This is a genomic window from Clostridia bacterium (assembly GCA_012840125.1).
GTDB lineage: Bacteria > Bacillota > DULZ01 > DULZ01 > DULZ01 > DULZ01.
In genome coordinates this window covers 1-24588 of the sequence record DULZ01000075.1, presented here as the reverse complement: position 1 = coordinate 24588, position 24588 = coordinate 1, and the positions used below count along the sequence as shown (strand labels likewise).

Genomic DNA, 24588 nt, shown 5'->3' with positions numbered 1-24588 from the left:
GGGTCGTTCCCGCGTACTCCACCTCGTAATCACTGACGATGAAACTGCCTGACAGCTGGCCCCGCAGGACTTCCGGGGCGTTCTCCCGGAACCACTTCAGGGTAAAAGGATTGAAGGACTGGATGGCGTACGGGCCTTCGTAATCCTGCAGCTCCAGGTAGACGAGTCTTTCCATCTCCCCCACGGTCCCTTCGTTCTTAATCTCAATCAAAAGGGGCACCCGCCGTCTACGAAATCCAGTACCTCGCGAAACAGAGGCACCCTTTCCTCCGTGTCAAAAAGGCGATACTGGGACAGCTCCTCGTAGGTGACTTCGCTCAGGTACTTATCCACCCCGAAGACCCGCTTCAGCTTCTTGTCGTGGAACACCACCAGCTGCTTGTCTTTGGTCATGGACACATCCAACTCGATGATGTAGCCGCCCTCGACAGCCGCGGCAAAAGCCGCCAGGGAATTCTCCGGGATGCTCTGGTTGTTGTCATGAAAGCCCCTGTGCATAATAAGGGTGTTCTCTAACCATGCAATGCGCTCCGGTTCCACCGGTTCCACATCCCTGGCAAAGCCCACCAGCAAATTGAGCCCCACCACCAGCACGGCAAGAATCACGACGGTCCAAAGCAGCCTTTTCTTAGCCATGGCATCCACCCCTTCATCTTCAATCTATGTTTGCCTCCGGCTAAAGGCCAAATTCGCCAAAATATTCCCAACTCCCTGCCAGGCAAGCAGAAAGACCATCAAGCCCTGGCCACCCAGGCGGGATACCATTTGGAGAACCGGTTGGTAAACAAACCCATTAGGGCAGAAAGGCCGGCACTGATGAGACCTGAATATGCCGCGGCAGAACCGGAAAGCAGAAAGAAGTTTCCCAGGGCGAGAATCAAAAAAACTACTCCCCAGGCTCCCGTGAGCATGCGATTTGTTTTCAGAAATAAGGGATTCTGAAAAGCTGCTTCTCCACCATACCGGTCGGCGGAATAAAAGGCTGACAAAGGAATACCGGCAGCCACGGAAGCCAGCCACATGAGCCCGCACAATAGATAAGACATGCAGACCAAAACAGTCCGATCCACCTGCAGCAATCCCAAGACCCCAATAGCCGTCACCAGAATAATACTCCCTTTTTCATAAGGTGTGGTCCGCCAAAGCCCGGAAAGAGCCGGGAGCAAAGCACAGGTCAAAACAGCCGCCACACTGCCCCAAGTTTCCTCAACAGGCAGCAGCGCCCATAAAAGGAGCCAGGGTAGAAGGAGCAGCAGCATGTTGGTTTTCCTGCCCTGCTTATCCGGTTGCCCGGCAAGAGCCTTATTGGTGCCGAAGAAATCATCCCATTTCAACATGGTATCAAAATCCCCGGCCACTTTAAATTGCCCCTTCATCATGGCCGCGGCGCCCTGGAGCTTTCCTTCGGAGATTTGCACCCAAGTGGTATAAGTTGTCTCTATCCGGGTGGTATAGGGGATAAAATCACCCGTGTACAGGGTACATTTCTCCGGACCCAAGCGGAGCTGGTAAGTTTTTGGGATATCGGTAAAATGGATCTCAATGACAATTTCCTTTCCTGCGAAGCTTTTTGGATTGTATAAAGCTGCCATCTGCTTTAACAGCCGGTAGGATGCCTCGGCAGGGCCGGTGCACGAGCCTGCTTCTTGAATGCCCCAACTGGCGTTAGCCATTTCCAGGAAAACCTCAGGCGGGTACAGCAGCTCCGCCAGTTTCTGCCGGGTTTCCGGGGAAATGGCCCCTTGTCTCCCGTACTCCCTTCCCGCTTCTTTGACGAAAGCCAAATACTCCGAAGTTCTGGCTCGTAATTGAGGTATGCTGAATAATTCCCCTTCCGGGCAGCAAATCTGAGTCAGCCGGTCTCCAAAAAGCAGCTCAAATTGGCTGATGAGAGGCTCATAATTGTGTTCGGTAGAGCAGAAACCACAAGTGGAAATCAAGACATGTTGTTGCCCTGACAAATCATAGCGGGCCGGATGCAGACAACTGCCGTCATCCCTGACTTCAATGAATGGTAAGTTTAATGGAAGCAAGCGATCAAGAAAAGCCTTGATCTTGGAAGGCATGCCCAGGTAGTACAAGGGAAAACTCCAGATGATGAGGTCCGCAGCGAGATATTGTTCTCGCAAATAATCCATATCGTCCCGGAGGACACATTGCCCCGGCGTTTTCGTCCAGCAGTGGAAGCAACCCCGGCAATGCCCGATGTTTTTTTGGTAGACGTGGACTATATCCCAGGTAACGGGTCGCGAGCCGGTTAACCCCTCCAGAAAAGCTTCCGTGAGTTTCAGGGTATTGCTCTTCTCCCCTCTGGGGCTGCCGTTCAAAACCAGAACCTTCATAGGTCACTGCCCTCCAGCGTTTTGATGGTTTCCTCCGCCCAGCGCACACACATTTCGTAGTAATGACGCCCGAAGTTGGCCGTAGCCTGCCAGTAGACGGCCTTTTCCCGATCCGGCACCAGCTGGCTGTAGTGATGGATGCTTCGGGCCGTGTCCTTTAGGGCTTCCAAACTGGCGAGGCACTTTTCCTTATAATCCTCCAGCATGGATATGGCCTTTTCCCGGCTGACTTCCCCGGCAAAGAAGATTTTCATCAAAAAAGCACTGCGCACGGGGAACGCTCCCCCGGTATCTTCCTCAGACAGCCACCGGTGTAGGGCCGCTCTGCCTTGCTCCGTAATGGCATAAACCTTTTTATTTGGCTTTCCCTCCTGGTACACCAGCTCTGAAGTGAGCCAGCCTTCCTTTTCCATGGCGTTCAGTTCCCGGTAAACCTGGCTGGTTTGGGCCTGCCAGAAGAAATGGAGGGATTCCTTGAAAGCTTTGTCTAATTCATAGCCGGTCATCTTACCGTAGTTCAAGAGTCCCAATAAGCCGAATTTTAACGACATCCCATATTCCCCTTTTATAATATTTAATTATTATATTATTACACTTATATAATATTGTCAATGGTTTGTTCCGCTCCCGCAGCCAGGCCCGCCGTGGTTATAAAAAAACCTGTTTCCAGCCGTTATTAAACGGCTGGAAACAGGACTTGGAACGAGTTGTTTATTCAAAAACGGAGGCGACTTCGTTCACCATGGCGCTGACGGAGATTAATCCGCCACCGGACAGGTACCAGTAGTTAGGATCCAGGTAGATAATCTTCCCATCTTGGTAAGCTTTGGTGTTCTTCACCAGGTCGTTTTCCATCACCTCCCTAGCCGCCGCTTGGCCGGCCACCACCGCATCCCGGTCCACGACGAACAGGTAGTCCGGGTTCTTCTCGGCAATGTACTCGAAAGAGATGCTCATGCCGTGGGTGGAGACCTCAATGTTTTCATCCACGGGCTTAATGCCGAACACATCGTGAATGACCCCGAAACGGGAACCGGGCCCGTAAGCGCTCACTTTCCCGCCGGTGGTGAGCACAATCAAACCCTTCTTGTCACCGGCGTCAGCCGCCTTCTCCCTGAGTTCCGCCACGACGTTGTCTATTTTCTCCAACTCCTCCTTCACCTCCGCCTCCTTGCCGAAAATCTTGCCCAGGGTTTCGGCGTTGGCTTTAAAGGATTCCATGTAGCGGGTATTGTCCACGCCGAGATAAATAGTGGGAGCAATGCTCGCAAACTCCTCATACATGTCTAACTGCCTGGCGGAAATGATAATCAAGTCCGGCTTCATGGCGTTAATGGCTTCAAAATCCGGTTCCATTAAGCCCCCGGCGTTTTCATAAGCGTCGGAATTGTAATGGGACAGGTAGCTGGGCACCTGGCTCTTGGGCAAGCCCTTTACCTTCACGCCCAGTTTGTCCAGAGTATCCAGGCTGCCGAAGTCAAAGACCACCACCGTTTGCGGGTTCTTGATCACTTCGGTTTCCCCCAACTGGTGGACCACTTTCACGGTCTCCGGCCCGCCGGTCTCTACCGCCGCGGCATTGCCGTCAGAAGAGGGATTGGCCGCTTCGGTCTGACCGCCCGAGGACCCGGTGGAGCTGCACGCGGCACTGAACAAGGCTAAGCCGAGCATAAGTACTAATGAAATAAGCTTCTTCAACTCTACCACTCCTTATATCATCATTTTAGAAATACACGGCCAGGCGACGGCCGTTTACCATTTGAATAGGTATATTCATTTCATACACATGCTCCAACACCCGGGAATCCATCATTGCATCCGTTTGTCCCTCCTTGACAATCCTGCCGTCCTTCATGGCCACAATGGTATCGGAATAAAAAGAAGCAAAATTAATATCATGGAGGACGATGACCATGGTCTTGCCCAGTTCGTCCACCAGCCGCCGCAGGATTTTCATGATCTGGGCGGAGTGCTTCATATCAAGATTATTCAAAGGCTCGTCTAGGAGGATGTAATCCGTGTCCTGGGCCAGCACCATGGCGATAAAGGCTCGCTGCCTTTGGCCGCCGCTCAACTGGTCCAGGTACTTGTGGGCTACATCCTCCAGTTCCAGGTAGGCAATGGCCTGGTGGACATGGTCCCGGTCTTCTTGCGTCAGGCGCCCTTTGGCATAGGGGAACCGGCCGAAGCTCACCAGGTCCTTCACCGTCAAGCGGATGTTGAGGTGATTGGACTGTTTAAGGATCGACAGCTTTTTAGCCAGCTCATTGCTGTCGTAGGCACCGATTTCCTTACCTTCCACGAAGATCTGACCTTCATCCTTGCCGAGCAAGCGGCTCATCATGGCCAGCAGGGTACTCTTGCCCGCCCCGTTGGCCCCGATGAGGGAAGTAATCTTCCCTTTTTCAATGTCCAGGGACACACGATCCACTACGACCTTGCTGCCGTAACGCTTGGTCACATTTTGTATCCTGATCATAACCGACTCTCCTTTAACACCAGGTAAATGAAAAAGATTCCCCCGAGGAAATTGATGACCACGCTGAGGGTGGTTTTGAAAGTGAAGACCCGCTCTACCAGCAATTGCCCGCCCACCAGGGCGATACAGCTGATCAGTATGGCCGCGGGAATGATGTACCCATGGCGATGGGTCGGCAGGAGCCGGTAAGCCGTATTGGCCACCAGCAAGCCCAAGAAAGTAATCGGTCCCACCAAGGCGGTGGCTATGGCGGTCAAAATGGCCACCAGCACCAACAGCTGTTTCACCACCCCCTCGTAATTGACCCCTAAATTCACGGCCTGATCCCGGCCGAGACCCAGTACGTCCAGGTATTGAAGATTAGGCCGGCAAAACCAGACGACCGCTATCATCCCGGCACCAGCCATCCATAAGAGATCGCCATTGACATTGTTGACGCTGGCAAACATCCGGTCCTGGACCACCAGGAATTCATTGGGATCGATTAACACTTGCATAAAAGACGCCGCGTTCTGGAAAAAGGTACCGCAGATAATCCCCAGCAGCAATAAAAAGTAGATGTTTTGGTTCTCCCGGCGGAACAGGAGCTTATATAACAACCCGGCAAAAAGGATCATTAAGCCCACATTGATGACAAAATGCAGCTGCTTGTTCATCATGGTCAGGGTCTCGGAACCGGCCAGAAAGACAATGGCCGTTTGCAGCAGCAAGTAGAGGGAATCCAAACCCATAATCGCCGGGGTTAAGATCCGGTTGTTGATGATCGTTTGAAAAACCACGGTAGAAAAAGCCACGGCGCTCCCGGTAAGTAGGATAGCCATGATTTTTCTACCGCGGCGGGGGAGAGCGTAATCCCAATGACCGCCCACGTCGATGACCAGGTAAATAATGACCAGTGCCGCGGCCAGTGCTGCCAGAATCCATAACACCCGCTTATGTTTCATGAGCCCACATTCTCCTTAACAACAAGTACAGGAACAAACCGCTGCCGATGACCCCCACCATCATCCCGATGGAAATCTCGTAAGGAAAGATGAGGAGCCTGCCGGCAATATCGCAGCCCAGCACAAAAACCGCTCCCAGCACCGCCGCGTGGGGCAAGCTGCCTTTCAAATTGTCCCCGCGATACATGGTGACGATATTGGGAACGATCAGCCCCAGAAAAGGCAGCATGCCCACCGTGAGCACCACCACCGCCGTCACCAAAGCCACGATGACAAGGCCCACGTGAACCACCTGCCGGTAATTAAGCCCCAGGTTGGTGGCGAAATCCTCCCCCAGGCCAGCCACGGTAAAGCGGTCGGCGTAAAGATAGGCCAGCACCATGAGGGGTACACCGAGGTACAGCAGTTCGTAGCGTCCTTTTAGAATACCGGAGAAATCCCCGTGCAACCAGGTGTTGACCGTTTGGATCAGGTTGTGCTTGTAGGCGAAGAAAGCCGTCACGGAACCGGTGATGTTGCCGAACATCAGCCCCACCAGGGGAATGAGAATGGTCTCCCGGTATCTCACCCTTTCCAGCACCTGCATGAAGAGCAGGGACCCGGCGAGGGCAAAGCCAAAAGCAATCACCAGTTTTTCCATGAGGCCCGCTTCCGGAAATACCAGGATGGCCACCAAAATGCCCAGGCTGGCGGCATCCATGGTCCCGGCAGTGGTGGGTGAGACGAACTTGTTACGGCTCAACTGCTGCATAATTAAACCGGCGATGCTTAAGCCCGAACCCGCCAGGATAATGCTAAGCAGCCGGGGCAGGCGGCTGATGACCAGGGTCTGTACTTGTTTTTCCGATAAACTGAATATGTCCCAGGGAGATATTGGACTGACTCCCACGAAAAGGGAGGTCAGGGATAACGCGACCAGTAAAACCACCAGGTATCTCAATCTCATGGTGTGCCCCGTTCTTCCTCTAAAAGGGAAGAAACTGCTCACCCCCTTCAGAATGTTAGTGTCCACAAATAATATTCAATTAATCTAATTTTGTTAGATATATCTAACTTATTCATAATAATAACCTACCCCGGCTGACCTGTCAACACCTCCTTGTAGGGAGTTTACAACCAATTCCCGGCACGGCGCCGCCACCAAGAGGTCCCGGCTGCCCGGTTCTGCCACCAACCCGTACCGGGAGGCAAAAAATCGAGTAGGAGGGGGCGATTAACCCCCGTCCTCTCACACCACCGTACGTACCGTTCGGTATACGGCGGTTCACCAAGCTTGACGAATTTGATGATAACGTGCAGTGAAACTCATGAGGCCCTGGCGCTGCCAATAAGCGGTGTCCAGGGCACTGTTTAATACCTGAGACATGCGCCATGGCCCTTTGCGGGCATTGGCCATGAGATGTACTGCTTTCTCAGGTAGACCCAGCGCCCTCAGTTCACGGTACCGGGTCCGGATGCGCTTCCATTGCTTCCAGACACACATTCTTACTCTTCTCTTCAGCCACCCCTCGAGTTCTTGAAACTTGCTGGGTGTTTCAGCTAAGGCATAATAGCTTATCCAATCCGCACTTCCTCACCTGTCTCACCGCATCGTGTCCTCGCCGTCCGGGTCTAAATCCGTAACTGAACGGCGAAAACTCGGGGTCGAAGATAGGGGTCAGTACTTGCAGGAGGGCTTGCTGGATAAGGCGGTCCATGACGGTGGGAATGCCTAACAGCCTTGTCCCGCCGCTGGGTTTCGGGATTTCGACCCGGCGCACCGGTTGGGGCTGGTAGGTTCCCTTAAGGAGTTCTTGCTCAATTCTAGCCCAATGCTCCCGTATGTAGTCACGAAGTTCTTTTACCGTTACTCCGTCAACCCCGGGAGCGCCTTTGTTCTCCTCTACCCGTCGTAGAGCCGGCAGGAGATTCTTCCTGTCCAGCGCCTTCTCCATCAAGCGGTTATCATCGCATCCGCGGGATGGGGTCTTGGTTTGTGCCGGAGGTACACTCGGCCCTCCATAGGTCCCCTGCGTATTCACCGCTTCCTCCCTACGGCAGGCCCCGTATGGGGTTTTCTGCTGTCTCTGCGTATCTCTCGAACTTACCAAGTCCATCCCTCGCTTCGTATTCGGCCCTTCACCGGTTTGACGTCTCTACCGGCTACTATGGCCTCTGCTGACTTCTACCGGTCCAGCCAGACTTCTCAGTCTGGGTTACCGGTACCACCGGCGTTACCGGCAGACCTCCTGGGGTAAGGGCGCTGTCTTTCCCTCCATCTACCCGCCACATCTACTCTCGGCAGCCTTTGGTAGCAAGGACTTTGCTTTGTTCTGCAAGCTCATCCAACTGCTGCTAGCCTCTTATGTGGTTCCTGTTCGTCGGGCCGGAGGTTTGCCGCCGACTTCTTTCAGTTTCCGCCTCACGACGGATACCCTTGTCTTAAGCTACGGCTACTGCTACCTTCGCCCTTCGGGACTTTCACCCCTAAGCCAGCCCCTGCCGGGCGCACAAAAGCTGTTTCAAGCCGCTACTAAACTGCTGGAAACAGGACTTGCAAGAACTATTTATCCCAAAACGCCGGCGACTTTGTTTGCTATTAACCACCCGCTCGTAATTAACCCCTCAATTCCCGTCCCGGTCCCGCCCAGACCCAGCAGATCCATGGGTTGAAGATTAAGCCAGCAATACCAGGAGGCTCACAATATTGAATACTTCATATGGACTCTTCCTAGAGAAGTTTTTTTCTGCGCCATGTTGCCAGCTCGCCACTACTGGCGTATAATGTTATTAACCAATTGGTTAATTCAATTTAGCCATAAAATGGGGTGGCGATGCCTGGTGTGAAGTTCCAATACGAAAGTCAAGCCGTACAAAAATATTTCGGCGATTTTGAGTTAATGCAGAGGAAAATTGGAAAAGATTTAACCAAAAGCATCAAAAAACGATGTGATCAATTGAAGGCTGCTGACAATTTCGCTATATATCTGGACACCGGCCTTGGCAAACCTCATCCACTTACTGGTAATCTCAAAGGATATTTTGGAATTAGTGTTTCAGGTCAAATAAGACTTATCGTGAAGCCCATTGTAGAAAGCTTCGACCTTAGATCTTTCCAGAATTGTGATTCTGTCATTATTAAGGGGGTGATGGATTATCATGGCTCAAAACATGAATGGCTTATCCCTTGAATTGATTATTCATCCAGGCGAAACGTTGAGAGAGATTCTAGAAGACCGAAAAATGAGCCAGAAAGAACTGGCCGCCAGAGTTGGCTTAACTGAAGCATATATCAGCAATGTGATTAATGGCCAAAAGGCTATCTCTGTTTCACTTGCCAAGAAACTAGAATACGCGTTAGGGATTGATGCCAGCTTTTGGATTAATCTGCAGGCCAACTATGACAAAGAACTGGCAGATTTTGAAGATTTCAACCGAATTTCACAGGAAGAGGTCAATATTCTAAAAAGATTGACCCATATCATCGAATACCTGAAAGAACTAGGATTTCTAGAACTGGAAGCCCATGGAGCAATACTTGTGGTCCAGCTAAGAAAGCTACTTAACGTCAGTAATTTGACCCAAATCCCGGCCGTATCTCAAACCGGCGCTTATCGCTTAGCCACTGCCGTGAATGTGGACCCCTTCGTCTTGTTCACCTGGCTGCGAATGTGTGATTTGCTAATGGAAAGCCAACAAATTGAACAAAAACTGGATATAGATCAGTTGAAACGGAAAATACCCAGAATCAAAGAATTGATGTTTGCCAGTTTTGCTGAAATCCAAGTCAGGCTAACGGCTTTGCTCGCTGAATGCGGCATTAAATTTGCGATCGTTAAACACTTTAGGGGTGCGCCGGTTCAGGGTCTGATCAAAAAAAACAACGATGATTCCTTGAGTTTAATCATGACCAATAGGCATAAATTTGCCGATGTTTTTTGGTTCACATTTTTCCATGAAATCGGGCACATTATCAACGGAGATGTTGATGACCGGTTAATTGACTATGATGATTTGATAAACAGCGATGCTGAAGACAAAGCCGATGATTTTGCGGCCAACACATTAATTACTCCGGAGAGGTACGCTGAATTTGTGCACAAAGGAAACTACTCACTAACCCATATCAAGCTTTTTTGTGCTGAAGAAAATATCCCTCCGTTTATTCTTATTGGACGGTTGCACAAAGAACGGCGCCTTCCCTACAATCACTACTCCTCGGAAAAAATCAAGTATGAGTTATGAAAAGTCGCCATTTCCGTCGACTTCTTCGCTGGCCGAACCACCCAGCCGGCCAATCACCAAAATACCCTAGGAATGTTCTTGGAAGCACATTCCTAGGGCATGAAGGGCAAAAAGCCTGCTCATATCGTATACTCTTCCTGAAGATCCTGGGCAAAATTCATGAATTTCAGGATCTGGGTGCGCAGGGCGGTGAAATCTCCCTGGGCCCGGTTGCGGGGATAGCTCATGGGCACCTCGAGGATCTTCGCCACCCGGCCCGGGCGGGGGGACATGATCACAATCCGGCGGCTCAGGTAAATGGCCTCGTCTACGTCGTGGGTGACCATAATCATCGTGTTGCCCCGCTCCTGCCAGAGGCGGATTAACTCGTCCTGCAGGTTCATCCGGGTAAAACTGTCTAAAGCCCCTAACGGTTCATCCAGCATCAAAGCTTCCGGCGAGACCGCCAGGGCTCGCACCAGGGCGGCTCTTTGCCGCATCCCCCCGGACAATTGATGGGGAAAGTTGTTGGCAAAGTCCTTTAGCCCCACCATTTCCAGCCATTGATCCACCTGGGCCCTGCCTTCGTACTTTTTGGTGGCTTTCAAGGCAAACTCAATGTTCTGCCGGACCGTCAGCCAGGCAAAGAGGGAATGTTCTTGGAAAACTAATCCCCGTTTGGGACTGGGGCCCTCCACTTTCTCCCCGTTAAACCAGACCTGCCCCAGGGTGGGCACTTCCAACCCGGCCATGATCCGCAGCAAAGTGGACTTGCCGCAACCGCTGGCCCCAAGGAGCGAGACAAATTCACCTTCCTCAATCTCCAAGTTGATGTTTTCCAGAGCCGTGATAGTCCCTTCTTCCGTTTGCTTGGGGAAAATCTTCGTGACATTCTCGATCCTAATCTTAGCGCTCATAGCTTATCCTCCCGCCAGCGGAGAGCTCTTTTCTTCACCGCATTCAAAATGGCATTCACCGCAAAAAAGGTTAAGCAAAGAATGATGATGGCGGCATAGACCTTGTCAAACTCGGCGTAACCCCGCTGCCAGTTGATGTACCAGCCCACGCCGGCCTCCACCCCCATCATCTCCGCAATCAAAAGTACCGTACAGGCAATGCCCATGCCCTGAGTTAAGCCTTGAAAGATGAAGGGTGAAGCCGCCGGGATGGCGATCTGATAAAGCATTTTCCACTTGCTCACGCCGAAAGTCTTGGCTACTTCGTAATTGTGCACCGGGATGTTGATGACACCGTTCATGGTGGTCATGGTCACGGGGTACCACACCCCGAGGGCGATCATGAACACCGCCCCTTGGAACAGGGAGATAAACGGCAGCACCAGGATCACGGGTAGCCAGGTGTTAGCCGGGATGGGCCCTAAGACCCTTACCAGCGGCAGGATCCAGTACCGGGCCGTTTTGAAATACCCGCCCAGGATACCGCAGAGGAGCCCCGCCGCCGCGCCGGACAAATAGCCGGTGAACAATAGCACCACCGAGTGGCAGAAGTTAACCCAGAGCAGCTCCCGCTCACTCACGAGGGCATGCAAAACATCGTCGATGGCCGGGAAATAGGTGGCATGGAGCAGCCTCAATTTGATGGTGGCGCAGTCGTAAGCAAAGAGAAGCAAGAACACCGCCGTCAACAGGGGCGAGGCGCTGCGCCACTTTTCATAGAACTTGGGCGAAAAGAGCGAGATGATGAACATACAGGTGAAAGCAACCAGGAAAACTCCGATAAAATAGGCGTAGAGATTAGTCGGTTCATAGGGGCGAAAGGCGATCATCACCTTTTTGTTGGGTACCAGCTTATAGTTTAAGAGCACCAGCAAAGCTGACAGGACGGGTAAAAGACTGATCAAGCGGTTAACTAACCGGGCTTGTGCTGACTGCGGTTTGGCTTCCAATTGTCTCAATTCCCAAGCGGTCAAATTACCATTCATACCGGCATCTTCCTTTATCCCTTTCCGCACCGCCGGAACCGGCGGTGCGGAAAGGATATTCTTATTCAAGATCAAGAGGCCTCCAGATTTGCTTTTTCACGTCCTCCACGTTGATATCGGGGTCAATAATGCCAAGCTGCTTGTATTCGTCTACCGCCGTGTAAATGGACCTTTCCGCCGTGGCGGTATCGAGGCCGAACTTGAACATTTTCAATAACTCCACGGCATAATCCACGGTGCCGGAAATGTAGCCCTGCTCCAGGAGCAGTTGGGCGGCTTCTCGCTTGTTTTCCTCGCTGGCATCCACCCACTTGGAGGCTTTATAAATAGCGCGGCTGATTTTCTTGGAGGTAATGGGGTTGGCATCGTAGAAATCACCGCGAATGGCCAGCACGCAGCAAGCGTCATCGGCGAATTTCCCTTCGTGCTGGGAATAGATCCGCCGCACCAGCCCCTCTTTCACCCATTTCTCCGCGATCTGGTCGGACACAATGACCACGTCGGCGTCCCCGTTTTGCAGTACACCCAACAGGGCCGAGGCATCACCGAAGTCCTTCCAAATCAGCTGGTCCTTGGTAAAACCTTCCCGGGCGGCAAAGACCAGACCGATGTTGTGGTAAACACCGCCGATACCGCCGCCGAAGCCCACCGTTTGCCCTTCCTCAAACTTGGTGATATCCGAGTCCGTCAGCACAAAGGCCGAGGAGCAGCCGGTATGCAGCCCCACGGTGAAGCGCAGGTCAATGCCCTCGGTGACGGGTTTCAGCCACCCGGCGATCATCCCCGCCGTGGTGTCAATCTTGCCGCCGGCCAGAGCCGCGCTGACGGCTTCCTGGGTGCCGTCCCCGGACCTGGTGAGTTCCGCGTCTAACCCTTCCTCGGCAAAGAAACCTTTCAGATACGCTATGGCAATGCCGACCTGGCAGAGGGAACCGTTATACCCGATATGCAGGGTGGTGCCGTAAGCGGGCTCTTGCCGCCAGGCTTCTTCCTCCAACTCTGCCTGGGTTTTGGGCGTTTCTACCGCCGGTGCCGGCGGCGGGGTATCCCCTGTGTTTTGCGCCGTCCCGCCGCAGGCGGTTAGCCCCACCAACATGCCAAGGACCCACAGGAGGATCAGGAAACGCTTCATACTCTTCCTCTCCTTTTCGGTTTTAGTCTTTAATATACTTGAAGGTGTCCCCTTCAAAGAAACCCTGCTTATACGGCAGCTTAACGTGCCGGGCCAGTCTTTCCCGGTAGGAAGTGTTTTTCAGCTCGAACACAATCCGCCGCAGGATCTGGTATAAGCCCGTGTACCCGAAGAACACCCGGTCCACGTCGAAGAGCTGGATGGACGGGACCCCCAGCTTGGCGATATACCCCTGGGTGCCGTTATGGGAGATCACCAGGTCCGGCTTCAAGGTCTTGATCTGGTGGGTTAACTCAAACATCTGGTTGCTCACCGTCACCGGCGTTTCCCCCAAGGCCGCCGCCACCTCTGCCATGACCGGCTCCGCCCCTTCGTCGTAATGGTAGGTCCGGATGCCAATCACCTCAAAGCCCAGCTCCGCCAGAGCCGTCGCTTCCGCCCCGGCCCGCACCACACCGCCGCAGATTAGCACTCGTTTGCCTTGCACCTGCGCCAGCCAGGGCTCCATGGCCTCCCGCGCGAGCCTCTCCTCGTAGTCCGCCAGGCGGGTCGCTTCCTCTTCCAGACCGAAATGGGCCGCGATTTGCCGCAACCAGTGCCTGGTATGCCGGAATCCCACGGGCATGCCGGCAATCACATAGGGCATGCCGAACTTCTCCTGCAGGTATTTCAGCATGTAATCGTCATGGACGTTGCACAGGCTGACGTTCAAGGCCGCCTCCGTCACCTGCCGCAGTTCGTCCCGGGAAGAGTATTCGGCATAAAACCGCACCTTCAGTCCCAGGGCCTTCAGCAACCGCTCCACTTCCCGCTCATCCTGAGGACCGATACTGGTGGCGTTCCAGACATTTACCGTACGGCTTTTTTGATACCGGTACTGCTTCTCCGCCAGTTCGTTTTCCGCAAGATGAGGGTTTAAAGGACGGAAATCCACCCAGGGCTTTGGGGACAACTCCAAACCCCGCAGGAGGCCGTGGTAAAAGGCGTCATAGGCGCTGGCCACCACCCGGGTGCGGAAACCGGCGCAGTGTAGACTGACCACCTCCGCGGACACCGTGGACCGGACCTGCCGGATCACCTCCTCCACGTCATCGCCGATGATGCTGGGGGCGCAGGTGACCACCACGAAGATGATCTCGGGGCGAAACTCCCGGTCCGCGTACTCGATGGTTTCCCGCAGTTTCTTTTCCCCGCCGCCGATGACATCCGCTTCCGTGAGGTTGGTGGTCAGCCAGGGTACGGGTGGTACCGCTTTGCCCCGCTGCCTCCACCCTTTCGCCGCTTGAAAGGAAATCTGGTGCAGGTAGGCCCCGCATCCCCCCGGGGCATGCAGCACGATGACGGAGTTCTCCACTGTAGTGGCCATCATGAGAGTCAAAGCCATCTGGCAGGAACCGGCCTGCCAAAAGCTGCGCCCCTTGAGGAGCAGGCACCCTTCCCGGGCGCAGCGCACCAGGTCGGCGGCGTGACCGGCGTAGGCGTCTCCAATCTGAAGCCTGGTGTCTCGCACCGGCGGCACGCCTTGTTCGTAATAACTCATGAAAGCACCTCCTATGGTTTCACGGACATAATCTGCCCGATCAAATCCTCAAATAAGTGCAGTCCGCCGCGGTAGCCCGCGTAACCGCGATCGGTGATCAGCCGGTCGTAAACGGGAAAGCTCACGGACAAGTGCCGCGCTCCCCGGGCCTGGGCCGTTCTTTTCTCTAAACTGCTCCCGACGATGTAAAGGGGCGACAAATCATCAAAATAGCGCTGGCCCCGGTAGCGGGGGTGCCGTAGATTAATGAGCCGCGCGATTTCCTGCACCCCGGTGGCAAAAGTGAGGGGGATGTCACCGGCCAGGGCCCCTTTCTCCTCCTCCGTGAGGCTGTCGGTGACAAAGCAGTCCGCCGGCACCCAGCCCAGCTCCGTTTTGAGGTAATGGGCCAGGGGGAGGGCATAGGTGGCATTGGTGACCGTGATGAAGTAGAACTTCAGGTCCTGGTCACAGAAAGCATCTGCGGCCCGGGCGAAGTAACCGTAGAATTCCCGGTTGCCCTTTTCGATGACCGGGGTGGGGTCCAAGCCGAACCGCTCGGCTACTGCCGTCAAGAACCGGTCCGTGGCCTCGGGCCCGATGGGCAAATCGGTAACCAGGTAAGGGGTTCCGTGCCTGGCCTCAAATCTTTTAGCGAAATCCACCCCCCGCACCCGGGACAGCACAATGTTGAGGGCTGCTTGCGGCGCGGACAGCACGTTGGCGAAGGTCTGGTCCGGGGTAAAGAAGGTATTCACTTCCAGCCCCAGCTCCGTCAATAGCCTGGCGATCTCCTCCAGGTCTCCCCGGAAGAAGGGATCATAACCCGGCACCAGCCCAAAGAGATTCACCAGCTTCGGGTTCTTTGCCGCCGCTTGCGGCAGGTACCGGTTAAAGATGCCGTCCAGAGCGATTTCGTAACCGTAATAGCTGTCTCCCTTGAAACTAGGGGTGCTGACGGCGATCACGGGATAGCCCTCCTCCTGGAAATCGCTGACCACCCCCTCCGTGTCATCGCCGATCATTTCCGTCATGCACCCGGTGCAGACCACATAAAGACGGCCGTCCATGAGCTCCAGGGTGCTTTTAATCTGTTCCCGCAAACGCTCTACGCCGCCGAAGACAATCTCCGTCTCCGTGACCCCGCTGGCCGGGGTTTGAGCCCCGTTGCAGTACCCGCCTCCCAGGTAACCGCTCCCGAAAGCGAGGGCGTTATGCAAATTGCCGCCGCACCCGAGGCTCGTGTGCACTACCGGGATGACCTCCGGCAGGTTGCCGATCACCGCCAGGGCCCCGCCCAGGGCACAGGCGGTCCTAGGTCGCTCCAAAAAACTTGACATTTTCCTCGTCCTCCCCTCAGTACTGGTATAGAACGGTGGAGAGATAGCGCTCGCCCGTGTCGGGCAGGATGGCAACGATGCGCTTTCCCCGGTTTTCCGCCCGGCGGGCGATGGCGGTGGCGGCAAAAGCCGCCGCCCCCGAGGAAATCCCCACCAAGAGCCCCTCGGTGCGGGCCAGTTCCCGGGACGTCTCGATGGCCTCTTGGGCCCGCACGGTGAACACTTCATCCACTACCGTCTCATCATACACGCGCGGCACAAATCCCGCGCCGATACCCTGGATGAAGTGGGGGCCCGGCTGCCCGCCCGACAAGACCGGGGACTCGTAGGGCTCCACGGCGACAATGCGGATATTGGGGTTTTTGGCCTTGAGATTGCGGCCCACCCCGGTCACCGTGCCGCCGGTACCCACTCCCGCCACGAAAATATCCACTGTACCGCCGGTATCGGCCCAGATTTCTTCCGCCGTGGTCCGGTGGTGGATCTCCGGATTGGCCGGGTTGTCAAACTGCTGTAGGATAATGCTGTCCGGTATCTGGGCGTGAAGCTCTTCCGCCCGCCGCACGGCACCTTTCATGCCCTCAGTTCCTGGAGTCAACACTAACTCGGCCCCGAGGGCCTTTAAAAGATTGCGGCGCTCTACGCTCATGGTTTCCGGCATGGTCAAAATCACCCGGTAACCCCGGGCCGCCGCCACGAAAGCCACGCCGATACCCGTGTTGCCGCTGGTGGGCTCGATGATGGTGGTGCCCTTGGTCAGCTTCCCCTGGGCCTCCGCCGCGACGATCATGGAGTAAGCAATGCGGTCCTTCACGCTGCCGAGGGGGTTAAAATATTCCAGCTTCAACAGCACCTCCGCCCCCGCTAGATTGTGAGCTTGCAGGTAATTGTTGGGACGCAAAAGGGGCGTGTTCCCGATTAGCTCCGTCAAACTGTTAACAAACTTCATAATTTTCCTCCTTATCCATGGGAAAAAGTCTCCAGTTCTCGCCCGGCATAAAGCTCCCGGGATAAATCGCTAAGCCCCGGGATGCCGCAGGCGTCAGCCCGGCAGTGCTGGCAGTGCCGGAACTGCTCGATGTATTGCCCCGCTTCCTGCCGGGCCCGCTCAATCTCCTCGCAAGTGGGCGGCGGGGTGTCTCGCAACTCCCCTTGGGGAATGAGGGGGATGATGTTTTGCCGCTCAGCCCCGGCAGCTTTGACCGCTTTGGCAATGGCAGCGATGTGCTTATCGTTGATGCCGGGGATAAGCACCGTATTGACCTTTACCAGCATGCCCAGGGCCGCACATTCCTCAATGCCGGTGAGTTGGGCGGCGATCAAATCCCGGCCGCCTTTCACCCAGGCCACCACTTGCTCCAACACCTCCGGTGCCACCGCGTTGACCGTCACCGTGATAGTGCGCACCCCTACTTCCCAAAGGAGCGAGGCTTTCCCCGGCAGTTCCAGCCCGTTGGTGGAGAGGCACTTGATGAGCTCCGGGTACGCGGCATGGACCCGGCGGAAGGTTTCCACGGCATGGGGGCTGGCGAGGGTATCCCCCGGTCCGGCGATGCCTACCACGGAGATCTCCGGGCAGAGGGTCAAGGCCCTTTGCACCACCTCCACCGCCTCCTCCGGCTTGATCAAGCCCGCCGCCACCCCCGGCCGGTTTTCCGAGGCGTTTTGCTTGCGCACGCAGAAGCGGCACCGGATGTTGCAGGTGGGACTGACGGGCAGGTGCAGCCGCCCTCTGGTGTTGTGGGCCTTGGCGGAAAAGCAAGGATGATCGTCCATCAGGTCCCGCCTTTTCCACCTTCCCAGAAGCGGCCGCCGGAGATACCGGATGTACTCCTGCAGCAGGTCCTCAATGAACCCCGGTTTCTCCAAGACGGAGACACCGGCCAGCTGCAGCCTGCTTTTGGCCAAATTCCCCACCTTCACCGCAAAGAGAACCCGGCAATCGGAAATAAGGCCCACGGTGTTTTCAAACTTCACCTCGTCATGCTCCCCCACCCGGCAGGGGGGATCGTTCTCCCGGATGTCGATGATGGCGTAATCGTAGGTTTTTTCGTCTATTTCCGCGATGACAAACCGGCGCGCATGCCCGAAATGCTGGGCCACAAAGACCCCGTCGTTGGATGCAAAAGCAATTCTCATGTTATCCTCCTCGTCAAATGCCCGCTTGCTCCCCGCCGACGACCACCCCAGTTTCCAACTGCAGGAGCTTATCGCTCCAGGATGCCGCCCAGGCCCGCAGCTCCTCTAACTCCAAAGGAGACGGCACCGTACTTTCCTCGTGGGCGGCAATCCGCTCCGCCAGTTGCAGGTACACCTTGGCCTGTTCACTGTCCGGGGCCGCTTCAATGGTGGTCTTACCCTGCAGCTCCGACTGGGTGACGGTGATGGAGCGGGGGATGTACTGGATGATCTGCGTTTTCGTGCGCCGGGCAAAGTCATCCACGATCTCCCGGGCATAGCCCTGGTTGACGGAGTTGGCGATAATACCGCCCAGCAACGCTCCCCCGGAGTGGCTGTATTTCTTAATTCCCTTGAACAAGTTGTTGCTGGCGTAAATGGACATGAAATCACCGCTGGAGACGGTGAAAACGTGCTGGGCGATGCCCTCCCGGATGGGCATGGCGAAACCGCCGCAGACCACGTCCCCCAAAACGTCGTAGATGACAAAGTCCAGGTCCAGCTCTTCAAAGACCCGTTGCTGCTTGAAGAGTTCTACCGCGGTGATGATGCCCCGGCCGGCGCAGCCCACCCCCGGGGCGGGGCCCCCCGCTTCCACGCAGTAGATGCCGTTGAAGCCTTGGAAGATCACATCCTGCGCCTTAACCGTTCCTTTTTCCCGCAGGGTGTCCAGGACCGTGGGAATATATGAGCCTCCCCGGAGGGTGTTGGTGCTGTCGGCCTTGGGATCACAGCCAAACTGCATGACTTTGTAGCCCAACTTGGAAAGGGCGGCGCTGAGATTGCTGGTAGTGGTGGACTTCCCGATGCCCCCTTTGCCGTAAATGGCAATTTGCTTGAGTTTCTTGGCCATCCGGTTTACCTCCTTTTATAATACATATATATTTACTATGTTTTACCCTACAAAAAAAGCGTTTGGATACCACTCCATACCGGTATCCAAACGCCTGGCTTCAAATCGATACAAGCCACCTAGCTAGAGCACGCCCATGCGGACCACCGGTATGAAGGCACGACAACAAACGCCGTTACAGTAGCAACAGCACTCAGCCATCACATATCCGGTGATACCCATGCCGGCTCTTTGCATCGTTTCAACCTCCCCCATGATATCGTTCCCGCCGCTTCCCAGCCGGCGGCTGGAAAGCTTCGGTTCGCATGTTGCATAGCAAACATATATGCTTTGTATGAGTCATTTTGCCTGATGTTCATCCATTTGTCAATACCTTCCGGAAAAATATTTTTATTACATATCTGGTTAGTATGTTTTCCTGTTTTGCGTCTTCAATGCCTCCATTTTTCATGCGCCGGCTTCCTCCGTTACTTCATCTTGAGTTCCCTTGCTTGCACTTCCCTGCCACAAAAGAATGATCTCCCGTAGAATCTTTCCCGGGCTCTTATTTAGATCGCTGTAATTGTATAGTTTCTTCTCGCCAGGGACTTCCACTTCAAAATGGTGGGGTCCGGCATTTCTTATGGCCAGCCCGGCAAATTCCATGGAGACCATCACTTCGCTTTCGTCAATTTCTTGTTTGGGAAATTCTACCCTTCGGCACCTCTCAAAGCGGCGCAGTTCCCGCCACAGGCGCACTTCCTGTTCCGTCAGATGCAGTTCGGGATATATGGACGCCACATGCAACAGCTCCCAAGTGGTCCTTTGCGGCCCCTGCGGTCCGTAGCCACCCGGCTCAATACGCGGGCTTAATTCTTGCCATTGTTCAATTTCAAATCGGACTGCCAGTTTATGAGGCGAGGTACCACCGGGCGCCTCCCGAATGTCTTTTCTCGGCAAAATGGTGTAGTTTTTTATCCGGCCATAACGCATGATGCCCTGCTGGTCTTTATCGCGGAATAACCGTTTTGATTGATACAAGGCTACGTATTCTAGGTCACTCAAATACTTTTGTACCTTGTCAAGGTACGTGTAGTATATCCTATGGCTCAAGCAGACATCCAACTGCTCCTTGGTACGAAGCGGGCCAATCAACACATTCCGCTTATAGGCGCGGGAAAAATATTCGGCCGTACCGTCCTGCACCACGGCCCGCTCGAAAGCACTGTCCGGGCCTTCTAGGATGAGTTCATCCAGTAAGCGTTCCACCAACATGGTCTGCCCCGGCAAGAACGGTAACGCACCGATGCCAACTTGTTGTATGCTGGTATAAAACTTCGACGGTTTTCCTCCTAACAAGCCGGCGTATGCCCGTTCATCATTATGGGGAAACAGCACAAAGGCCCCAAATACCTCCCGGCTCAAGTCCGGATGAGCGTGTATGATGGCATCCCGGTAACGGTGCATAGCATTGATGGTGTCCTCCGGAGGACCGGCTTGGTGGAATTTCTCGATGTACTCCTTGTCAACGCAGAGGCGGTATTTAGCATCAAAGATGTAGAGATATTTGCTTCGGGAACCCTTCTTTTCCAGCTGCAGCACACTGTCGGGCTTCTGGCTAACAGTCGGCAGGTCGGTATAAAAGCGATTGTAACTAATGCTGAAACGCTCACCGCTAAGAGGGTTGAGATACTCCATCGTTGATTCTTTGCCCTTTTTTAGATTCAGAACCAAGCCGGTTCGGTCCACAGCAATGATATTGTGACCGGTTAATTCGTATTTCTTGCGCAGGAGGGCATTTATCTTCAAGAAACACCAGTACTCATACAGCTCAGCCATACCCTTAAGCGATATTGAGAAAATATCCGCCAGGATATTCAGCCCCTTCGTCAGCATCAGGTAATAACGATACACGTCACGATAACCGACTGCCATTTGCATTACCAAGGAGGAATGTTCTACTCTTTTTAGCTCCCCCACATTTTCTAAGAAGGGATGTCGCGCATACCGCCGCAGATAATGCCACGCTCGGTCCACTTCCGCTATGACCCGCTCATCAATTTTGAGCCTCCGGCCATATGCGGCAAATTGGCGCAATCTTAATTCTAATTGCTTTAACATCCACTTCAAGAACTGGTTCTCATAAGTATTAAAGGTCAAATATTTTCTGTGATCCGGCAACCGTCTAGGAGTAAACGCTTTCTCCCTCAGGGACAACAGGCCATTCGGATTCACGTCGAGAAGATAGGGACGCTTCATCAACCATAAAGCTGCCTTTGGCCTTCCGCCCTTGACTTTTTCCGGGGGTAAAATCTCCTGAGCGGAAACAATTCTGTGGTGGGGTTGCGCTTTCACATACTCTAATGCCCGGCTCAGCTGTTCCCATAGAATTTTGAAGATAGCATAAAATTCTGCCGGGGAAGGCTCCTGTTGCTTTTGGAGGCGCGCATAGATGCTCGTGCGGCCCAAAAAACTGAAAGCTAAATTATAGATCTCCTCCGTTACCTCTTGCAGCAGCCGGTGGTAATCTTTACGGTAATCCAGCTTACTAGGATAAACCTCTATCTCAAAGGCTAGGAGCCGCTGCTCGTCATCCCATATCTCAAATTGAGAGAAACCTACCTCGTCCTGAAAGTTGATGATTCCCGATTGCAGACCTCCATTAGGGTCAACAGGGCTTAGGGCTTCTCGCAGCTCCGGGTTAACATGCTCCACGCGCAAATGTTTAGTACAGCCTTCTTTCCGTTGCAAAAGTAATTCATAATGCGTCTGCTCAAAAAAGACCGGAGTTATGGGCTCTCCACGATAAGGCACTAATCCCCGGTCCGGATCGACGACTTCGGTTTTTGCCTCAGGAATAACTCTTAAGTGCGCTCCCAGCAGTTTCCCCTGCTCATCCTGATGTAACCTGAATGCTTCCACGGTGTCGTTCTTATGAGGGCCTTTAATGGTAACAACAAAATCTGAGGTCTCAATGCGCAACAAAGTTGTATTACGGCCAGAACGAGGTGAACCCATCGCTCTGCAGCCTCCCAAGCATAAAATCCAGCTTTTTGTAGCTCAGGGGATAACGGTCTTGACAGAAATCCATAAGTTCTTCTAAGACGTTTTCCAACCGATAGTGGTTGCCCTGAAGGCGGGGCAATATCTTTTGCATAATCTGAAAATCTATCGCTCGGTCTTCCGGCAACAATTTCCATTGGTGGTTATAAAGCAAGTAAAAGCAAAACTCATCCCGCACCCGGTAGCCCACCTGAAAGCCGCAGGGGGAAATGATTTTGTTGATGTCCTCCAGAATTCTTATTTTTTCTTGAAGAAATTCCTCATTACCGACCACGCAATCTTTCAAGCGTATGTAATCACTGCGAAAATACTCATTGGTGAGTTCCAGAGGTGCTATGTCATCTTGCACATCCGGCAGAATACCTAAGTCAATATCCGTCAGCTCTATGGTGTTGGCCCGATCCAAGACTTTACGACTAAAGGAATGGGTAGTCTCATCCATGTTAACCGTACCGATAACATAAAGATTTTCGGGGAAGTACAGCTTTCGGTCCTCGCCCAGCTGCAAATCAATGGGAAGACTAACAATTCTATCTCCCCGCAATTCGCGGGATTCGATAATGCTTAAAAAATCGCTAAAGTAATATTCCACCCGGGACAGGTTCATTTCATCCAAACACACAAAATAGGGATAGCTAGGATTGTCCAAGGCAGCTTCGATCACTTTCGTTAACGGTCCTGCCACAAACTCCCCCTGCAAGTTCCTATATCCTAACAAATCCGTGCTATCATTCCAATCCGGTCTCACAGAAATCAAAGTATAACGCCCATTTTCCGCTGTAGCCCCTACCGCCTCCGCTAGCAGCCGGCAAACCTTGCTCTTACCGGTACCTGAGATGCCGGCCAGAATTACGAAAGGCTTTGTTTTTAATGATAAGTACAAATTCTTGATAAAATCCTCGGTGAACGAATAACCCTTGGCGCGGACAAAACTATGAATATGTATCACCACTTCGGGAACGCTCATTAACTCCTTCTCAGGAGGAGCATTGATAGTCATTTCTCCGTCACGACTTTTTCTTCGTAACACAAAATATTTATCACCATTGGTATCAGCTTCAACTCTGTCACAAACAAAGGTCCCTTCAAAATGAAATAACTGCCCCCGCTTCTCGCGTGTAAAGACATAAACGGGATAGCCTTCTTCTTTCGACAACCTTACGGCCATATTGGATTTGGCCTGTTCATTATATGTTTTCGAGCCATCCGGCTGCATCCGGCCTTCCAAATAATACTTCAGAATGGTTTCGTTTTCATCCAACCAGGTGTTGGCGTAGGCTCCCCCGTCCAAAGTACAGAGAATTATGACCCCTTTTTCTATAGGGTGGATACCCTTCATCTGGTTTTGTCCCGATAGGCGGGCCACATCGGCAGCGGAAACGGCATATCCGAATGGCAAGTTTTCTAAATCCTGAACAGTTAATTCCGTGTTTTGAAAGTGGTTTTTATAATACTGATAAAGGTGCTTCCAAGCTACTTTGCGCAATTCTTTGATGGTTTTCCAGTTCAACTTCGCCAAAACCTTTGGTTTAAAATACAAATATCCTCTGGCTTGGTCCACATCAATGACATCCTGAAAGGCAGGCATCGGCATTTTGAGCATGGTTTCTCGAATCTTGCTGTCGGACAAGGTTTCCACTCGCGCCAAGACCGCCCCATCTCTTTCTGGCTGTCTCCCTTTTCTCCGCCTTTCCAGATAAAATGCCTTGAAGCTGGTGGCTACGTCATCTATGGAAGCCCCACCTTCTTGGTTAAGGTTATCCAGTAATGCTAAAACGGCTACCATCATATAAGAAGTTTGCTTGTGCCCAAACTTTTGGTCGAAAAGCTCTGCAATTGACATTTTCGTATCCTCCACCCCATCTTGGCAATTGCTGCCATGATACTTAGCACCACTATACCCCGGTTTGCCCAAAACACGTACTTGCTATCAGCATGACCCGAAAACTGAACCCTGGCTTTTTGCAACAATGTTAACAGTTTGCTCAAACCCTGCCACCACAAACCCCCCGCGCTTTTCGCCATCATTTGCTTAAATTATACCATATGGCAGTTCTTCCAGAGGTTGGACAGAACAACACCCTTGATCTATAGACATATCAGGAATGTAATGCAGTGACGTACTTGCAATTCATTATTGTGATTCCTGAATTCAATCGTAAGTTCCAAACAATCCAGTGCATTAGCTATGATAGGGCCGTATTCTCTTGACAGTGCACCCTGGATTTGTAACACCAGTGCTTTGACGGTGAACACCATAAAGTCTCTGCCCATAAGCACAAAAAACCGGAGCGGCTTTCCGACTTCTCCGGTTTTGGGTCATTCTATTGATTTTTGACTTCTGTTGTTTTGGCACTTCCACGGCAGATTCGCGAATAAGGGAAGGAGGTTGTTCAGCTAAGAGGAACAGGTTTTCCTCAGTCTTTCGTGTCAACTCTTGTATCAACCGTGTTTCCATGGCATCGCAAGGAGAAATTAGCTGCGGTTTAAACGTTTAAAGAAAAAAATCCAAGCATCAAACCAGAAAAAAAGGAACGGGCGCCGATCAGGAAAAACCATTCCCGTCAACGCCCTACCCATTGAACACCTGCTAAGCAGCAGGCGCCGCGTCTTT

The 24588-nt window shown here is 53.2% G+C and carries 22 protein-coding genes; 2 read left to right on the top strand and 20 right to left on the bottom strand.

Features of this window, described 5'->3' with window-relative positions; translation table 11 throughout:
* From GXX34_08815 to GXX34_08770, 10 genes are all read right to left on the bottom strand, one after another.
* A partial coding sequence (locus GXX34_08815; GenBank protein HHW07609.1) for a glycerophosphodiester phosphodiesterase occupies positions 1-211 on the bottom strand: 211 nt, incomplete at its 3' end.
* Entirely contained in the window at positions 208-636 is a 429-nt protein-coding gene (locus GXX34_08810; protein ID HHW07608.1) for a hypothetical protein, read from the bottom strand. The genes GXX34_08810 and GXX34_08815, both read right to left, overlap by 4 nt.
* Positions 637-734: 98 nt before the next feature.
* Positions 735-2342, bottom strand: a complete 1608-nt coding sequence (locus GXX34_08805) for a flavodoxin family protein (protein HHW07607.1) — start codon at positions 2340-2342, stop codon at positions 735-737.
* Entirely contained in the window at positions 2339-2893 is a 555-nt protein-coding gene (locus tag GXX34_08800; protein ID HHW07606.1) for a PadR family transcriptional regulator, read from the bottom strand. The genes GXX34_08805 and GXX34_08800 overlap by 4 nt, the downstream gene beginning before the upstream one ends.
* A gap of 160 nt (positions 2894-3053) precedes the next feature.
* On the bottom strand, positions 3054-4013 hold the full coding sequence (locus tag GXX34_08795; protein ID HHW07605.1) for a siderophore ABC transporter substrate-binding protein: 960 nt from the start codon (positions 4011-4013) through the stop codon (positions 3054-3056).
* A gap of 52 nt (positions 4014-4065) precedes the next feature.
* A complete protein-coding gene (locus tag GXX34_08790; GenBank protein ID HHW07604.1) occupies positions 4066-4821 on the bottom strand; it encodes an ABC transporter ATP-binding protein in 756 nt (251 codons plus the stop codon).
* Entirely contained in the window at positions 4818-5765 is a 948-nt protein-coding gene (locus GXX34_08785; GenBank protein ID HHW07603.1) for an iron chelate uptake ABC transporter family permease subunit, read from the bottom strand. Before GXX34_08785 ends, GXX34_08790 begins: the two co-directional genes overlap by 4 nt.
* Positions 5755-6711, bottom strand: coding sequence for an ABC transporter permease (locus tag GXX34_08780; protein ID HHW07602.1), 957 nt, complete (start codon positions 6709-6711; stop codon positions 5755-5757). The genes GXX34_08785 and GXX34_08780 overlap by 11 nt, the downstream gene beginning before the upstream one ends.
* Before the next feature lie 318 nt (positions 6712-7029).
* Positions 7030-7323, bottom strand: coding sequence for a hypothetical protein (locus GXX34_08775; protein ID HHW07601.1), 294 nt, complete (start codon positions 7321-7323; stop codon positions 7030-7032).
* Positions 7301-7699, bottom strand: coding sequence for a hypothetical protein (locus GXX34_08770; GenBank protein HHW07600.1), 399 nt, complete (start codon positions 7697-7699; stop codon positions 7301-7303). Before GXX34_08770 ends, GXX34_08775 begins: the two co-directional genes overlap by 23 nt.
* An 888-nt stretch (positions 7700-8587) precedes the next feature.
* Here GXX34_08770 and GXX34_08765 point away from each other — a divergent pair.
* Together GXX34_08765 and GXX34_08760 are read left to right on the top strand one after the other, a co-directional pair.
* The gene (locus tag GXX34_08765) at positions 8588-8935 is read left to right on the top strand and encodes a hypothetical protein (protein HHW07599.1); all 348 of its coding nucleotides are present in this window, start codon (positions 8588-8590) and stop codon (positions 8933-8935) included.
* On the top strand, positions 8904-9989 hold the full coding sequence (locus tag GXX34_08760; protein HHW07598.1) for a HigA family addiction module antidote protein: 1086 nt from the start codon (positions 8904-8906) through the stop codon (positions 9987-9989). Before GXX34_08765 ends, GXX34_08760 begins: the two co-directional genes overlap by 32 nt.
* Positions 9990-10108: 119 nt before the next feature.
* Here the strand turns inward: GXX34_08760 and GXX34_08755 are convergent, their stop codons facing one another.
* The 10 genes from GXX34_08755 to GXX34_08710 form a co-directional block, all read right to left on the bottom strand.
* Positions 10109-10885, bottom strand: coding sequence for an ABC transporter ATP-binding protein (locus GXX34_08755; GenBank protein HHW07597.1), 777 nt, complete (start codon positions 10883-10885; stop codon positions 10109-10111).
* Entirely contained in the window at positions 10882-11979 is a 1098-nt protein-coding gene (locus tag GXX34_08750) for an ABC transporter permease subunit (protein ID HHW07596.1), read from the bottom strand. Before GXX34_08750 ends, GXX34_08755 begins: the two co-directional genes overlap by 4 nt.
* Positions 11972-13042, bottom strand: coding sequence for an ABC transporter substrate-binding protein (locus GXX34_08745; protein ID HHW07595.1), 1071 nt, complete (start codon positions 13040-13042; stop codon positions 11972-11974). Before GXX34_08745 ends, GXX34_08750 begins: the two co-directional genes overlap by 8 nt.
* Before the next feature lie 22 nt (positions 13043-13064).
* Complete coding sequence (locus GXX34_08740; GenBank protein HHW07594.1) at positions 13065-14582, bottom strand: nitrogenase iron-molybdenum protein subunit alpha; 1518 nt, start codon at positions 14580-14582, stop codon at positions 13065-13067.
* Positions 14583-14593: 11 nt separating this feature from the next.
* Positions 14594-15901, bottom strand: coding sequence for a hypothetical protein (locus GXX34_08735; protein HHW07593.1), 1308 nt, complete (start codon positions 15899-15901; stop codon positions 14594-14596).
* Positions 15902-15917: 16 nt separating this feature from the next.
* Entirely contained in the window at positions 15918-16850 is a 933-nt protein-coding gene (gene cysK, locus GXX34_08730; GenBank protein ID HHW07592.1) for a cysteine synthase A, read from the bottom strand.
* Between the two features lie 11 nt (positions 16851-16861).
* Positions 16862-18040 (bottom strand): radical SAM protein, encoded by a 1179-nt coding sequence (locus GXX34_08725; protein HHW07591.1) that lies wholly within the window; start codon positions 18038-18040, stop codon positions 16862-16864.
* 13 nt (positions 18041-18053) lie between these two features.
* Positions 18054-18932, bottom strand: a complete 879-nt coding sequence (gene nifH / locus GXX34_08720) for a nitrogenase iron protein (GenBank protein ID HHW07590.1) — start codon at positions 18930-18932, stop codon at positions 18054-18056.
* 447 nt (positions 18933-19379) lie between these two features.
* A complete protein-coding gene (locus tag GXX34_08715; GenBank protein HHW07589.1) occupies positions 19380-21896 on the bottom strand; it encodes a DUF2357 domain-containing protein in 2517 nt (838 codons plus the stop codon).
* 7 nt (positions 21897-21903) lie between these two features.
* Positions 21904-23817 (bottom strand): AAA domain-containing protein, encoded by a 1914-nt coding sequence (locus GXX34_08710; protein ID HHW07588.1) that lies wholly within the window; start codon positions 23815-23817, stop codon positions 21904-21906.
* Positions 23818-24588 lie beyond the last annotated feature (771 nt).